This is a genomic window from Actinomadura madurae, assembly GCF_900115095.1.
Classification (GTDB): Bacteria; Actinomycetota; Actinomycetes; order Streptosporangiales; family Streptosporangiaceae; genus Spirillospora; species Spirillospora madurae.
This window is the reverse complement of record NZ_FOVH01000015.1, coordinates 148,051-161,881: the sequence shown is the minus strand read 5'-3', so window position 1 is coordinate 161,881 and position 13,831 is coordinate 148,051. Positions and strand designations below refer to the sequence as shown.

Annotated in this window: 15 protein-coding genes and 1 tRNA gene; 12 read left to right on the top strand and 4 right to left on the bottom strand. The window is 64.1% G+C overall.

Annotated elements, in window-relative coordinates:
* The first annotated feature begins 29 nt into the window (after positions 1 to 29).
* On the top strand, positions 30 to 443 hold the full coding sequence (gene mscL, locus BM339_RS34560) for a large conductance mechanosensitive channel protein MscL (protein WP_075023595.1): 414 nt from the start codon (positions 30 to 32) through the stop codon (positions 441 to 443).
* Here the strand turns inward: mscL and BM339_RS34555 are convergent.
* A complete protein-coding gene (locus BM339_RS34555; RefSeq protein WP_083598312.1) occupies positions 440 to 1,483 on the bottom strand; it encodes a D-alanyl-D-alanine carboxypeptidase family protein in 1,044 nt (347 codons plus the stop codon). The two genes, mscL and BM339_RS34555, sit on opposite strands and share 4 nt — an antisense overlap.
* A gap of 82 nt (positions 1,484 to 1,565) precedes the next feature.
* Complete coding sequence (locus BM339_RS34550; protein ID WP_143118725.1) at positions 1,566 to 2,006, bottom strand: hypothetical protein; 441 nt, start codon at positions 2,004 to 2,006, stop codon at positions 1,566 to 1,568.
* Between the two features lie 131 nt (positions 2,007 to 2,137).
* Between BM339_RS34550 and BM339_RS34545 the strand changes: the two genes are divergently transcribed.
* Positions 2,138 to 2,210, top strand: a tRNA-Arg gene (locus tag BM339_RS34545).
* A 125-nt stretch (positions 2,211 to 2,335) separates the two neighbouring features.
* On the opposite strand, the gene BM339_RS34540 is transcribed toward BM339_RS34545, so the two are convergent.
* Positions 2,336 to 2,704, bottom strand: coding sequence for a hypothetical protein (locus BM339_RS34540; RefSeq protein ID WP_075023593.1), 369 nt, complete (start codon positions 2,702 to 2,704; stop codon positions 2,336 to 2,338).
* 189 nt (positions 2,705 to 2,893) lie between these two features.
* On the opposite strand from BM339_RS34540, the gene BM339_RS34535 reads away from it, so the two are divergent.
* The 3 genes from BM339_RS34535 to BM339_RS48075 are packed head-to-tail and all read left to right on the top strand — an operon-like array spanning position 2,894 to position 4,053.
* Positions 2,894 to 3,181, top strand: a complete 288-nt coding sequence (locus BM339_RS34535) for a transposase (protein ID WP_075023592.1) — start codon at positions 2,894 to 2,896, stop codon at positions 3,179 to 3,181.
* Positions 3,182 to 3,228: 47 nt separating this feature from the next.
* The gene (locus BM339_RS48080; RefSeq protein WP_337959940.1) at positions 3,229 to 3,780 is read left to right on the top strand and encodes an IS3 family transposase; all 552 of its coding nucleotides are present in this window, start codon (positions 3,229 to 3,231) and stop codon (positions 3,778 to 3,780) included.
* A gap of 42 nt (positions 3,781 to 3,822) precedes the next feature.
* On the top strand, positions 3,823 to 4,053 hold the full coding sequence (locus BM339_RS48075) for an integrase core domain-containing protein (RefSeq protein WP_083598310.1): 231 nt from the start codon (positions 3,823 to 3,825) through the stop codon (positions 4,051 to 4,053).
* Between the two features lie 91 nt (positions 4,054 to 4,144).
* Here the strand turns inward: BM339_RS48075 and BM339_RS34525 are convergent, their stop codons facing one another.
* Positions 4,145 to 5,893, bottom strand: a complete 1,749-nt coding sequence (locus BM339_RS34525) for a BTAD domain-containing putative transcriptional regulator (RefSeq protein WP_075023591.1) — start codon at positions 5,891 to 5,893, stop codon at positions 4,145 to 4,147.
* A gap of 614 nt (positions 5,894 to 6,507) precedes the next feature.
* On the opposite strand from BM339_RS34525, the gene BM339_RS50300 reads away from it, so the two are divergent.
* Genes BM339_RS50300 through BM339_RS34495 form a run of 7 tightly spaced genes read left to right on the top strand, consistent with a single transcriptional unit; the run spans position 6,508 to position 13,682 of the window.
* Entirely contained in the window at positions 6,508 to 6,663 is a 156-nt protein-coding gene (locus tag BM339_RS50300) for a hypothetical protein (RefSeq protein WP_177287852.1), read from the top strand.
* 25 nt (positions 6,664 to 6,688) lie between these two features.
* Positions 6,689 to 7,918 carry an FxsB family cyclophane-forming radical SAM/SPASM peptide maturase gene (locus BM339_RS34520; RefSeq protein WP_024934980.1) on the top strand — a complete coding sequence of 410 codons (1,230 nt, stop codon included), beginning with the start codon at positions 6,689 to 6,691 and terminating at the stop codon, positions 7,916 to 7,918.
* 5 nt (positions 7,919 to 7,923) lie between these two features.
* Positions 7,924 to 9,750, top strand: a complete 1,827-nt coding sequence (locus BM339_RS34515; RefSeq protein ID WP_075023590.1) for an HEXXH motif domain-containing protein — start codon at positions 7,924 to 7,926, stop codon at positions 9,748 to 9,750.
* Entirely contained in the window at positions 9,743 to 10,783 is a 1,041-nt protein-coding gene (locus tag BM339_RS34510) for a UbiA family prenyltransferase (protein WP_143118722.1), read from the top strand. The genes BM339_RS34515 and BM339_RS34510 overlap by 8 nt, the downstream gene beginning before the upstream one ends.
* An 11-nt stretch (positions 10,784 to 10,794) precedes the next feature.
* Positions 10,795 to 11,889 (top strand): polyprenyl synthetase family protein, encoded by a 1,095-nt coding sequence (locus tag BM339_RS34505; protein ID WP_075023588.1) that lies wholly within the window; start codon positions 10,795 to 10,797, stop codon positions 11,887 to 11,889.
* Between the two features lie 9 nt (positions 11,890 to 11,898).
* Positions 11,899 to 12,858 carry an ATP-binding cassette domain-containing protein gene (locus BM339_RS34500; RefSeq protein ID WP_024934978.1) on the top strand — a complete coding sequence of 320 codons (960 nt, stop codon included), beginning with the start codon at positions 11,899 to 11,901 and terminating at the stop codon, positions 12,856 to 12,858.
* Positions 12,855 to 13,682 carry an ABC transporter permease gene (locus BM339_RS34495; RefSeq protein WP_075023587.1) on the top strand — a complete coding sequence of 276 codons (828 nt, stop codon included), beginning with the start codon at positions 12,855 to 12,857 and terminating at the stop codon, positions 13,680 to 13,682. The genes BM339_RS34500 and BM339_RS34495 overlap by 4 nt, the downstream gene beginning before the upstream one ends.
* Positions 13,683 to 13,831: the final 149 nt, after the last annotated feature.

Below are 13,831 nucleotides of genomic sequence, written 5' to 3'. Positions count from 1 at the left end.
CGCACCCCCGACGACCCCCTGGAGCAGCCATGAGCGGGTTCAAGAAGTTCCTCATCCGCGGAAACCTGGTCGAGCTGGCCGTCGCGTTCGTCGTCGGAGCGGCGTTCGCGAGCCTGGTGAAGGACTTCGCGAGCTCCTTCATCACCCCGCTGATCGCGCTGATCGGCGGCAAGCCCGACTACACCAAGCTGTCCGTCACGGTCAACGGCACCGCGTTCCCCTACGGGATCTTCGTGACGTCCGCGATCGCGTTCTTCATCACGGCGGTGATCGTCTACTTCCTGGTCGTGCTGCCCACCACCAAGCTGATCGAGCGGATGGACCGCGGCAAGGAGGCCACCGAGCGCGATTGCCCGGAGTGCCTCAGCGAGATCCCGATCAAGGCGCGCCGCTGCCGCCACTGCACGGCCGAGGTCGTCCCCGCCACCGAGGTCCCCTCCTAGGAGTACTTCTCCGTCCCGTACTCCCAGTGCCAGGGCTCGAACGGGTTGCTGTAGGCCCACGAGGGATGGATCCAGCCGTACTTCCCGGCATGGCTCTCCAACCAGTTGAACTGGACGGACCCCGACGTCTGCACCCCGCCGCACAGGTCGAGCGCCTGCCCCTTGCCGTGGTTGCTCGTCCCGGGAACGGCCGCGAAACCGGGGCGCCGCGCGTACACGGCATGCTGCTCCGACAGGCTCCGGTACGCGTCCGTCACGCACATGTCGCGCCCGAACCGGCGCTTGTAGGCGGCGTTCAGCTTGTAGAACGTGAGCGCCGCGTCCGCGCGCAGCTTGTGCCCGCCCTTCTGCGGCAGCGCGCACAGGTACTTCGCGGGGATGAGCCCGTTGGGGAACTTCTTGGCGTCCGCGGCGAGGCCCTTGTCGCAGCCGAGCTCCAGCCGCCGCTGCCGCGACACCGCGAACTTGTCCAGCATCGCGTTGAGCTGCTTGGTCAGCTGCGCCGACTTGGTCTTCAGCCCGTCCACCTCCTGCTGGAGGCGGGTCTGCTCCACCGCGTTCTTCGACTGCAGCTCCTGCGCCGTGGAGGCCAGCCGCTTCCGCCGGTCCTGCAGCTCGTCGGCACGTTCCACGAGTTCCTGCTGCGACTTGGCGATCAGCGTCACGTCCGCCGTCGACCGCAGCGCCTGGCTCGGATCCCCGCCACCGAAGATCGACATGGATCCGGCCGCGCCGCTCTGCTGGTAGGAGGTGTTCGCGAGCCTGGCGAGCGGCTGCCGGATCCGGTTCAGCTCCGCCTCGGCCCCGGCGAGGTCCTTCAGCGTGGCGCGCAGCTTCTCCTGGGAGGCGGCCAGGTCCTTCTGCCGGCCTTCCATCGACTTCGTGGCCTTCTCCAGCTCGGCACGCGCCTTCGACGCCTCGCGCCGCAGCGACTCCAGCGAGTCGGCCCGGCCCGCGGCCGCGTGTGCGACGCCGTGCGGAAAGATCAGCGCCGTCACCAGGAAGACCGCGGTCAGCGCCGCCGACCGGGGGTTCGGCACGGTGGTATTCCTCCTGATGCCCGAATGCGGAACAGCGGCAGAACGCTACTACAGGTTCTACGATGACCCGTGCGTAACTGGTTCAGCGGCCTCCGTGACCTTGCCGTTCACACCACCGGCGCATCCACCAGACGTCCTCCCACCCCGCCGGGCACGGCCGCCGCGCCCGCGTCGGCGTCGGCGACGGCGTGGGCTTGGCCGTCCGCCGCGGCCTCACCACCGGCGCCGGCGCCCGCTTCGGCGGCTTCGTCGCGGCCTGCGGCTCCGACTCGGGCGGCACGTACGTCCCGAACGTCGGCTCCCCCTGCGGCGTCGTCCGCACGTCCCCCGCGGGCGTCCCCGCCGTCTCGGGCCGCTCGCGCACCGGGCCGTCCCGCAGCCCGAACGCGACCACGGACGCCACCAGCACGGGCACCGCGCACACCGCCACGACGACCGCGACCCGCCTGCCACGAGACGCGCCCGCGTCCACCTCGCCCTCGGCAGCAACATCCTTCGGCTGCCCACGATGCCGTCCGGTCACGGCACCGAAGCGTACCGACCCCGCCCCCACGGGGCCTAGAGTCCCGCACCCCATAAGGAGGAGCACTCAACGGTCCCCTTCCCCTACCCTGTAGGTGCCGTCCGCTACGCTCTACCCGCGAGCGACGACACGCCTCCGTAGCTCAGGGGATAGAGCACCGCTCTCCTAAAGCGGGTGTCGCAGGTTCGAATCCTGCCGGAGGCGCACAGAACATGGGAAACTCCGCCCGGCCTCGCCCGAGCGGCGCCCGCGCAGGTTCGCCGGGCTCGACGTTGCTGAGGTTGCGGCGTTGAGTGTGTGCACGGTGTCCTCTCTGATGGTGACGCGGATCAGGGCCTCATGCCGTGGCTTGTTGTAGCGGATCTGAGGCTGGAAGGCGTCGTAGAGCTGACGCTGCAGTTCCTCGGGCAGCTGTCCAGTTTGAGGGGTGGCTGAGGGATCTCTCCGAGTAGCGCGATGTCGTCACCGGGCGGTTGGGCCCGGGTGGTGAGCTGGGCCAGCCTTGCTTGTGCTTCGCGGCGTTTTGTGACCAGTTCAGCGAAGCGGCGCTGGATGCCGGCCCGGTACTCCCGGTCGATGTCGGTCTCACCGGTGGGCTCGTACTCCTCCAATTGCATCAGCAGGTTGTCCTGACGCCGCTGAAGGTCGGTGATCTCGGCTGCGATCTTCGTCTTATGCACGTCAGCGAGCGATTCCACCGGGGCGCCGATCGTTTCCGCGAGTCTGGCTCGCAGGTATCGCTGGCGGTGCTGGCCGAATATCCGCTGAGCGAAGAAGTAGTGAACGGCCTCCAGCAGGGCGTCTTCACGGACCCAAATAAGCTTCCCCCCGTTCCACGGACACCCGATCTGAGTTGACCATGATCAACTTGGGAAGGAAGGTGTCTCGTGCCACCACCTCACCCGCCGGAGTTCCGGCGCCGCGCCGTCGAGCTGGCCCGGACCGGCGACAAGTCGGTCTCCGCCCTGGCCAAGAGTCTTGGTATCAGCCAGTCGTGCCTGAGTAACTGGATCCGTCAGGCCGACATCGAAGAAGGCCACCTCGACGGCCTGAGCGCCGGCGAGAAGAAGGAGCTGGCCGAGCTGCGCCGAAAGGCCAGGCAACTGCAACTGGAGAACGAGATCCTCAAGCGGGCGGCAGCGTACTTCGCTCGCGATAACGTGCTCCCAAAATAAGGTACTCGCTGGTCCGTGAGCTTGCCGACAACAACATTCTCGTCGCGGTGGCCTGCCGAGTGTTAGGAGTTTCCCGGTCCGGTTACACCGACTGGCTCGGCAGGCCCGCCTCGATTCGGGAGCAACGCAATGCCGAGCTAATCAAAATGATCAAAGAGATTCATGAAGAGTCACGTCGAAGCTACGGCTCGCCGCGGGTGCATGCGGAGTTGGTGCTCGGACGGGGCGAACGGGTGAACCGCAAACGGGTCGAACGGCTCATGCGGGAGGCCGGGATCCAGGGGATCTACCGGCGCAAGGGGCACCGGAACCTGGTCAACGAACCGACCGAGGAGGACCTGGTCAAGCGGGCCTTCGACGTGCAAGCGCCCGACGTGCTGTGGGTCACCGACATCACCGAGCATCCGACCGGCGAGGGGAAGCTGTACTGCGCGGCCGTGCTGGACTGCTACTCCCGCCGCATCATCGGCCATTCCATCGACATCCGCCAGACCACCGAACTCGTGGTCGATGCGATGGCCGCCGCAGTCGCCCGGAGAAAGCCCGCCAAAGACGCCACGATCCTGCACTCAGACCATGGCACGCAGTTCACGTCCTAGACGTTCGGGAAGCGGCTTCAGGACGCGGGACTCCTCGGTTCGATGGGCACGGTCGGCGACTGCTACGACAATGCCATGATCGAGTCGTTCTGGGGCTCGATGCAGCTCGAACTCCTCGACACCAGGAAATGGCAAACAAGAGCCGAACTCGCAGCCGCGGTGTTTGAATGGATCGAGTGCTGGTATAACCCATTCAGAAGGCATTCCAGCCTCGGAATGCTCAGTCCGGTGGACTACGAGGAACGACACCGACCCTCGAACGCGACGACCTGACCCATCTCACGCCGGGTGTCCGTGCTACGGGGGGAACCTCAGGACGATATTGGCACCTCACACGCCCTGGCCCTCTGGAACTTCGCCACGATCACCGGTTCATCGAGTCCTTCACCCACACGGCCACCGATCGCTTGAGCACGTCACGCTCCATCTCAAGCTCCGCCCGGTCCTTCTCCCACTGCGCCCGCTCGGCCCGCAACCGGACCAGCTCCTCGCGCTCGGACTCGCCCAGCTCACCATCCTGGAACTGGCTCTGCTCGCGATCGTTCTTCACCCGGTTTTGAAGCGTGTAGACGTTGATCTCCAGATCATGTGCCACCTGCGCTGGTCCAAGGCGCTGATGCTCGTCGGCAAGCTGCTCGGCAAAAGCAGAAACCTGCTGCGAGGGCCGGGCGGCGAGTCGCGCGCCAGTGATCCGGAGCGCCAGCGGGAGGTTACCGCACAGTCCGGCGAGCCTGCGTACGGCGGCCGGTTCGGCGTCGGCGCGCGCCGGGCCGATGATGCGCGCGAGTAGCTCGCTGGCGGACGTGGGATCGAGCATGTCCAGTACAACCTGCCGCATGCCGCAGAGGCCGCCGACCGGGATGCGGCTGGTTACGATGACGGCGTTGCTTACAAAGGGCGGCAGCAGTGGGCGGATCTGCTCGGGCCGCGCGTTGTCCAACACCACGAGCACTCGGCGCGCGGACAGCCGTGCCCGAAGCGTCTCCGTGCGTTCCTCCAGGCTCACCGGAATGGCGGCTGGCTCGGCCCCTAGCGCGCGCAGGAACCCGACCAGGACCTCTGCGGGACCAGCAGGGTGTGGCTCGTATCCGTGCAGGTCCACAAACAGCTCTCCGTCGGGGAACCTGGTTGCCAGCCGGCTGGCAAGGCGCACCGCCAGAGCGGTCTTGCCGACCCCGGGCCTCCCGGAGATCGCGACCACTGGTCCCGCCGATTTCGGCAACTCCTCGTCGCTAGTCAGGAAGCGGGTGAGCTCAGCGAGCTCCTCCCGCCGACCGGTGAAATCCGCAAGATCGGGCGGCGGCATCCTATGGATCAGAACGCGAGCTGGTGCTGGTGCCGGTGCGGACAGGTCAGTAGGAGCCTGCGGTACGGATTCGTGGAGCAGCCCGAGCTGCGCAGAGCGGAGCAGGCCCGACGGATCCACACCAAGCTCGTCGACCAGCCGCCGACGGATCTCCTCAAAGTAGCGCAGGCCCTCCGCCCGGCGTCCGCTACGGCCGAGCAAGGTAATGAGATGGGCATGGACGACCTCGTCATATGGCAGGCTGGCGGCCAATCTCTGCAGCGGTTCCAGCGCGCTGTCGAAACGCCCGCAGCTCAGCGCCGCCTCGGCCAGTTGCCCCGCGACCTCCAGGCGAGTGCGCTCCAGAATGGGCGCCTCGGCTGGGGCGACCGGGCCGAGGCAGTCCGAAAGGACCGAACCACGCCACAGGTCCAGAGCCGAGCGCAGCGCATCCACGCGAAGCTCCGCAGGGATGCCCTGTGCCGCCGTGTGAACCAGGGAGCGGAACCGACCACAGTCCACTTGATCTTCCGGTACGTCGATCAGATAGTGCTGGCCGACACGGTGGATGACGTCGTCAATACCCGCATTGCTCCGCAGCCATGCCCGGAGTCGCCAGACAGCGCTGTACAGCGCTCCCTGTTCACATCCTGAAGGTCCCCAAACGACCTCTACAATCTGCTGCCTGTCCACCTGTTGCCCGGGGGTCAGTAGCAGCACGCCCAGCAGCCGTCGAATGCTGATCCGCGACAACAGCAGCTGCCGGTGGCCAACCCGTACGCGGAGGGGACCTAACACACCAAAAGTTAATTGCGAGTCGCCGGCCATGCCTCGATTCCTCACAGGTGCGGTTCTTCTTGAAGTACTTGGGTGAGCTGGGATGTGAGCGTTCTGTCGCCGCGGGGCCGCGCTCCAGCACCACGACGGACGGTCCCGCCTCGGCCAGCCGGAAGGCGGCCACGGACCCGCCGAGCCCCGAGCTGAGGACGACGTCGGCATGCTCGGTGCGTGCCATGTGTTTGCTCGCTCGGCCGCTCGTTGGTCACCCGACCATTTTGCCCCGACATGGCGGCCTGGTCGAAGAGGGGCATCGTCATTGCGTCGATCGTCCTGTCTCGCCCTGCTTCGCATCAGAAGGACTCATTCGTCCCCGGTCTCGCAGCAGTCAGGCAGGGAGGGCACCCGGAGCCGACCGCGCATCCGTGGACGTGTAGAGCCACGCAGCGGACTGTCCACCACGTGATCAGTTGCCACACACCAGTGGCCAGGAAGCGGCAAGCGTTTGGTGAGATTTCGGTCGGCTCCTGGTGAGCGGTATCGATCACCATCGTCTGTGTGCTGATCAGTCCATCCACACGGATGCGATCGAACCTCCGGCACGGAGAGGGGCAGCCATTGGAGATCCGCGAATACCTAGAGTTCTCGGAGTAAAGACACTACGGATGATCGAGGAGATCAACGTGAGCATTGACGACTTCAGTGACCTGACCATGGACGAGCTCGCCGAGCTTAGCTGCACGCCGATTATCGAAGCGCTGCAGACGGACCCAGACGACTCCGCCGACAAGATCGTGCGCACTTTTGCCTCCTGCATCTGAATCGACAGCCCACGGAGGTGCGCCAGTGCGCGGCCCAGCCACGGAATCGCGGCCATCACCATCAGGCCACTGGCCGGACGATCTTCTAGATGTTCGGTCGCTACGTGCGCAAGGATGGCAGGCCGTCCCCTTCCGGCAGTTCATCGTGAAGTTGCATGAGCGATGCAATCTTGCGTGCGACTACTGCTACATGTACGAGCTCGCTGATCAGAGCTGGCGGCAGCGGTCGGTGAACATGAGCCGGAAGACGCTGGCCGCGACAGCGGCCCGCATAGCTGAGCACGCGCGGACGCATCGACTCCCCTCCGTGCAGGTGGTCCTGCACGGAGGGGAGCCTCTCCTGGTCGGTTCGGACATGTTGGACTACACCGCTCGCACGCTGCGCGCGGCAGTGAGGTCGGACACCGACGTCGACCTGCGGATCCAGACGAACGGAACGCTCCTCAACGAGGAGATCCTGCGAATCTTGAGCCGCCACCGAATACGGGTTGGTGTCAGCCTTGACGGCGACGACGACGCTAACGACCGTCACCGGAGATATCGCAATGGCCAGGGTAGCTATCAGGCCGTATCCCGAGGGTTGGAACTGCTGAACCAGTCGCAGTTTCGCGAACTCTTCTCCGGTCTACTATGCACCATCGACGTCCGTAACGACCCCATCGCCGCATATGAAGGACTCGCGGCATTCGAGCCGCCGATCATCGATTTCCTGTTGCCGCATGGAAATTGGACTGAGCGACCACCGAACCTGCCTGATGGCGCCGGCACCCCGTACGCGGACTGGCTGATCACCATCTTTGACAAGTGGTACGAATCGCCGCCACCCCGGCCCGGGATAAGGACATTCCAGAGCCTGATAGGGCTGCTTCTGAAGCGCCCGGCAAGTTCTGAGACGTTCGGAGTTGAACCGGTGACCCTGGTCGTGATCGAGACCGACGGGGAACTCCAGCAGGTGGATTCGCTCAAGTCCGCATTTCAAGGTGCGCCGAGCACGAATTTGAATGTGCGAGATAACCCGCTCGACGATGCGCTGGAACATCCCGCAATCGTGGCGAGGCAGCTTGGCGTAGAGGGTCTCGCAGATACATGCCAAGCGTGTCGTTTCCGTGACGTTTGTGGCGGTGGCCTCTACACCCACCGATATCGGGAGGGCGTCGGCTTCCTTAATCCGTCGGTCTACTGCACGGACTTGATGAAGCTCATTACTCACATCCACGACAGGGTCCTTAGGGACCTTGTGGCTGCGAGAAGGTGAAGCGAATGAACGAAAGCCTCATAACTTCCGGGGACCTGGAATCGCTGGCTCGTGGTTTCGCTGCCCCGGGAACGATCAAGCGGCTGCGCTCCGCTCGGGCAACGAAGACCCTGCTTGGCTTGCGAGTACTCCTGGAGCGTGCACCGAGCACTCTCGAGGGGATGGTCTGCGATCACCTATGGGAGAGTTACTCGACACTCGCCAGGATTCAGAGGAGCAGCCCCGAGCTGGTTGCCTGGTATCTGAGCCGCCCGCACACGGGTGCTTGGGTGACGCAATGCCTCCGGTTGTTAGACAGGGGACCAGGAAACTTCGATCCGGAAAACCCGACCCCATGGCTGTATCTGGGTTCGGTTGCCGCCGCAGCCGCAATCGAAGCGCGGGAGACGTCCCATGTCGTAGCTCCAATGTGTCAGGGTGCCGTGCGCCTGCCCTCGGTAGGTAGGGTGCAACTTAGCGACAGCCACCGCTCGGGAACCGCCTCGGTTGATGTGACGCCAGAGGAGACTTCCATTAGGGGCGGCAGCGGCGCGGTCAGTATCCCGACCTCTGCGCCGTCGGAACTCGCATCGTTCATCGAGGTCCGGCGAGTCCGGATCGGCCGCGAGAGCATTCTAGACGTCGAACTCGACGAAGAGTTTCAGTACGGACTGCTCAGCGATACCTATCCGAAGGGCGAGTTGGTCGGCAGGCTCGACGAGCCAGGCTATGAGTTGTGGCACAGATCCCTGGAAGCGGCATGGGAGCTTCTGGAATCCCACCATCGTGAACATGCCGAGGCCATCGCCATCGGATTGCGGAGCATCGTGCCGCTGCGAACTCCCCGTCACGGGACCCGGAGTTTTACCTCGGATGCCGCATTCGGCGCGATCGCCACGTCACGTCCGTCGGATCCGCATGTTCTGGCCGTCACGCTCGTTCATGAGTTCCAGCACGCCAAGCTCTCTGTGATTCTGGATGCGGCCCGCTTGTACCGTGGCGGAGCAGACGACCTATTCTACGCACCGTGGCGCGATGATCCCCGCCCGCTAGGCCCCTTCCTCCACGGAATCTACGCCCATCTCGGTGTGGCCCAGTTCTGGAATGCACACCGACGGGCCGTTGGCGCTTCCGACGCCGTCTTGGCTAACGTGGAACTCGCACGCTGGCGTGATCAGACATGGCAGGCGGTGAGCCAACTGGATGCGTACCCTTACCTAACTGAGGCGGGCAGGGCCTTTGTCGACGGCATCAAGGGCGCGCTGCGTACACTGCTGGATCAGCCTATCGACCAGAATGCCAAGGAGCACGCCGAATGGGCCGCCGCTGACCACCGAGTGTCGTGGCGGCTACGCAATAGGCGGCTGAGTGCGGATATCGCGGCTAAGCTAGCTGCTGAGTGGATCGCGAGATTCGATGCACCGACAGTAAGGCACGTCGACATCGAAGAGGTGAACCCGCCCCGCACCGCCGATCCTTCAACACGCCTCAGACTTCTTTATGACCGGTTGAAGGGATCTCCCGACGGCCAAGGGGGAACCGAGCCTGACACCTGTTATGTGAACGGCGACTTTCGGGCAGCTTCCGCTGGTTATCGGCACAAGGTGACGGACCGAGCGGACGACTTCGGCGCGTGGGCTGGTCTCGTTCTTTCCGAAGCCCGCACGCACCACGGTACGGCGCGCGACGTGCTCCTCCATATACCCGAAGTCGTCGTCGACGTCTACCGGCGGCTGCCCGCAGACGTGACGGCTTCCCTTCCCCAACTCGCGGTATGGCTGCGAGCTGTGGAAGAAGCTCGGCCGGGACACCAACCGGCTGACAACTCGAAGTCGGCCTGTGTCGATGCCTGATACCGTCCGCTGGTTGCATGTCAAAGCACTGCAACTGGAAGCGTCGCTATGGATGGGCCGCGTTCACCTGCAAGGTCTGCTCATGTTCATCTTCATGGGCTGGTGGGCCGGAGCGGCACCTGGTGAGTCCGCCAGCCTTGTGCCGCTAGCCGGGTTGTGCGCCTTCGTCGTCCTCGGATCCGCCGCCATGCAGATCGTGAACGACCTCGGTGATATTGAGGGCGATCGAGTCACGGCCCCGTACCTACCGCTGCCAGCAGGCCTGCTGACTCAGCGGGCGGCAGGGCTCGCCGCCTGCGGCTATCTGGGTGCGGGGTCTTTCGTTCTGTGGTGGACCCTCCCGCACTGGCGATGGTTTGTCGCTGTGCTCGCCATGGTCGCGGCGTCCCTGGCTGCCTTTCGGCTCTACTCCGCGGTGAAGCCTCTGGGAGTGATCACTTCGGTCATCATCGCCTTCCCCATGGGTTTCCCGCTGATCTGGGCATGGCTGGTCGCTGGTCACCATGACACCGGGCTGTTCGCCGTACTGCTGGCCTACACGACGATCACCTTTGTCAGCGGCAACATCATCACCGCCCTGCACGACGTCGACTTGGACGAACAAGCCGGCAACCGGTCCTACCCCGTACGCGTTGGCGCGCCTGCGGCCTTCCGGTTCATGATCAGAATGGTGCTGTCCAGCTGGCTCCTTGTCCTCATCATCTTCGCCCTCGCCGACCAGGCGATCTACGGGCTTCCCTTTGCGTTCGCCAGCCTGGCCCTTCTCGCCGTGTCGTATCAGAGTGTCCTGAAAACCCTGGCCGAGCAGGACAGAGGCCGCCTCCGGCGCATCGATGACCTCGGTCCAATCAAGATCAGCGATCAACTCCGACACGCGGCGGTCCTGGCTGCGCTCGCCCCTGACGTATCCCTGGCCACATTCACGCTGATCCAAGTGGTCGCCTGGACGGGTCACTACCTCTACCGCCGCAGGGTGGTCCGCGGCGGGATCAGGCGATCCCTCCAAGGGCTCCAAGCGATGTCCGCTTCCTGAAAGGAGTGCGCATGTTGGAGGAACCGTTCGCCTCAACCCTGAGTGGGCTGCGGCTCCGCACGGCCGAGGTCATCAACAACTTTGTGCTGGAGCGAGGAGCGCGGATACACGACATGGTGGGCGACGGCGACGCAGGCTCGCTCTGGCCAAAGGTGATAGCAAATCTTGAGGACTTCCTTCAAGGCGGCAAGAGACTGAGGGCTGCCTTCTGCCACTGGGGCTGGTGTGGCGCCGGTGGCGCGCCGGAGGACGACGGGATCGTCAGGGCCGGGGCGGCATTGGAGTTATTGCACGCCTTTGCTCTCATCCACGATGACATCATGGATGGCAGCCAGATACGACGCGGTTCCCCAACCATGCATCGAAGTTATGTGGACCTGCATGCTTCGTCCGGTTGCCGCGGTTCGTCGGATGAGTTCGGAGTCGCCGTAGCGATCCTTCTGGGTGATCTGTGTCTAGGCTGGTTCCATGAACTCCTGGACGAGGCTACTGAGTCGAGAAGCCGTGCGGCCTTCGCCAGACGGCTGATGGCAGAGATGTTCACGGAACTGTTCGCTGGCCAGTACCTTGACGTCCTGGCGCAAGCTGGCTGGTCGTGCTCGGTGCATGAGGCCCGGAGGATTGTTCTCTACAAGACGACTAAATACACCGTTGAAAGGCCGCTGCACTTGGGCGGCATCCTCGCTGGGGCAGGTCCTGCGCTCCTCCGTGGCTACAGCGCCTACGCACTTCCGCTAGGCGAGGCGTTCCAGCTTCGCGACGATCTGCTGGGTGCTTTCGGGGATCCCGCGCTTACTGGCAAACCAGCGGCCGACGATCTCCGTCTAGGCAAGGCCACGGTGCTGTTGTGCCTGGCGCAGGAGCGCGCGTCCGCCGCTCAAGCGAAGGAGCTACAAGATCTGCTCCGGTGCCCGAATGTTGACGATGCCGGGATACAGGGCCTCCGCCGGTTGCTTACTGAGACCGGCGCCGTGGCCGCCACCGAGGAACGGATTGGCGAGCTGACCAGGACGGCGAAGCAGCGGCTCAATGACATCCCACTCACGCCGTCCGTACACGACGCCTTGCTGAGCCTCGCCTCCTATGCCAGTCACCGGGATCGCTGAGTGGCGCCGATGGAGCTCAGCCAGGAATCGATGGTCGTTGCCGAGGGCCTCTGCAAGGACTACCGGACGACGCCGGACGCGCTCGCCGGAGTAAGCCTTTCCATTCCGAGGGGAACGGTGATGGGGCTGCTCGGATCGAACGGTGCCGGAAAGACAACTCTTATGCGTGTGCTGACGACACAGCTAACGCCCGATTCGGGACGCGCGACCGTGGCCGGATTTGACATCATCCGTCAGCCGCACGAGATCCGCCGCCGGATCGGTGTGTCCGGTCAATACACTGCGCTCGACGACCAGCTCACCGGCAGGGAAAACGTGGAGTTGTTCGGCAGGCTCGCGCGTGTGGGTCGAAGAGAACTGGTTGAGCGTGCTGGGCAACTGTTGGAGAGATTCGAACTCGGCCCTATCGCCGACCACCGGGTCCGTACCTATTCAGGCGGTACGCGTCGCAGGCTCGACCTGGCCATCTGCACCATCGCCCAGCCGCAGGTGCTGTTCCTCGATGAACCGACGGCGGGCCTGGACCCGCGTGGCCGCCTGCTGTTGTGGGCGTTCGTCCGCGAACTTGTCGCCGACGGCGTGACCGTTCTGCTGACCAGCCAATACCTCGGAGAGATCGACGCGCTCGCGCACCAGGTCGCCGTCATCGATCGCGGCAGGGTCATCGCGGAGGGCACCCCGGACGGGCTCAAAAGACAAGTAGGCGGGGAACGGCTTGAAGTAACACTGGTCCATCCGGCAGACATCTCCACAGCGCTGAAGGCCGTCTTCCCTTATACCGTCGGACGACCGAATATCGACGCCTCCCGTAGTCGCATCTCCGTGGGACTCGACGGCGGCGTCAAGACTGCCGCGGCGGCTATCCATGCCCTGGCCACAGTCCATGTCGAGGTATCTCAGTTCGCGCTGCGAAGTCCCTCGCTAGAGGAGGCCTTCTTCGACCTCACCGAACAGGACTGCCGTTCATGACCCCCAAGCCTGCCCGACTCCAGTGGGACGACCGACTCTTGGCCGCGATGGGTGACGTAACCGCCGTAGTCGGCCGTCGTGTCCACCACTTGCAGAGAGCTCCGGGAACAGTCCTTAGCGTCTCACTGAATCCGCTAATCATGATCTTCTCTGTCGGATATCTCTTCCGGGACTCTATCACGGTCCCCGGCAGCGGTAACTATTCAGAGTTCATCATGGCAGGAATAGCGGTCCAGGTAGGCCTGTCGAGTGTCTCTCCGGCGTCCCTAGGCGTAGCACTCGATCTCGACCGAGGAGTGACCGAGCGGATGCGCACCCTACCTGCATCCAGGGTCGCCCTCCTTTTTGGATACGCGCTCGCTGAATCAATCCTCGCAGCGCTGGGTCTGTCAATCGTCATGACCGTTGGCCTGCTCATGGGATGGCGATCTCACGAAGGTTTCCTGTCCACAGTCGGAGGTCTCCTCCTGATAATGGCGTTCACCTACACAATGGTCTGGGTGGGTGTTGCCATGGGGCTGCTGGTGCGTAATCCTGAAAGTCTCAGCCCGCTGTGTGTGCTCATACTGATATTCTTCTCCTTTCTCTCCAACAGTTTTTTGGCCGTTCAGGAGATGCCGGCGTGGGCACGCTTCATCGCGGAATGGAATCCGGTGAGTGCCGTTGTCAATCTTTGTCGCCAATTATGGGGAAACCCAGTCACTGATACCACGAGCTTTCCGGCCCGGAATGCAGACCTGGTCGCAGCGGTCTCGCTCACAGCAATCCTGATTCTCGCAATTCTGGTCGCCACACATGCATACTGCAGAGCGCTCAGTCGCTGATCTCAAGCACGTAGGTCCCATCCACATCGCGCCCGCCGAACCGTGCTCGCTGGTGGACTCTGTCGGGGATCTGGGCGGCGGAAATTCATTTTAATGGGTGATTGGGCCTCGGCCAACGTGGCCGGAATGGCCTGGAGCCGTCCGGCACC

Excerpts from the sequence above, each read along its gene's own strand:
- BM339_RS34515 (WP_075023590.1), top strand. The coding sequence starts at position 7,924 with ATGAACGAAAGCCTCATAACTTCCGGGGACCTGGAATCGCTGGCTCGT.
- BM339_RS34505 (WP_075023588.1), top strand. The coding sequence starts at position 10,795 with ATGTTGGAGGAACCGTTCGCCTCAACCCTGAGTGGGCTGCGGCTCCGC.
- BM339_RS50300 (WP_177287852.1), top strand. The coding sequence starts at position 6,508 with ATGATCGAGGAGATCAACGTGAGCATTGACGACTTCAGTGACCTGACC.
- BM339_RS48075 (WP_083598310.1), top strand. The coding sequence starts at position 3,823 with ATGGGCACGGTCGGCGACTGCTACGACAATGCCATGATCGAGTCGTTC.
- BM339_RS34500 (WP_024934978.1), top strand. The coding sequence starts at position 11,899 with ATGGAGCTCAGCCAGGAATCGATGGTCGTTGCCGAGGGCCTCTGCAAG.
- mscL (WP_075023595.1), top strand. The coding sequence starts at position 30 with ATGAGCGGGTTCAAGAAGTTCCTCATCCGCGGAAACCTGGTCGAGCTG.
- BM339_RS34495 (WP_075023587.1), top strand. The coding sequence starts at position 12,855 with ATGACCCCCAAGCCTGCCCGACTCCAGTGGGACGACCGACTCTTGGCC.
- BM339_RS34525 (WP_075023591.1), bottom strand. The coding sequence starts at position 5,893 with ATGGCCGGCGACTCGCAATTAACTTTTGGTGTGTTAGGTCCCCTCCGC.
- BM339_RS34510 (WP_143118722.1), top strand. The coding sequence starts at position 9,743 with ATGCCTGATACCGTCCGCTGGTTGCATGTCAAAGCACTGCAACTGGAA.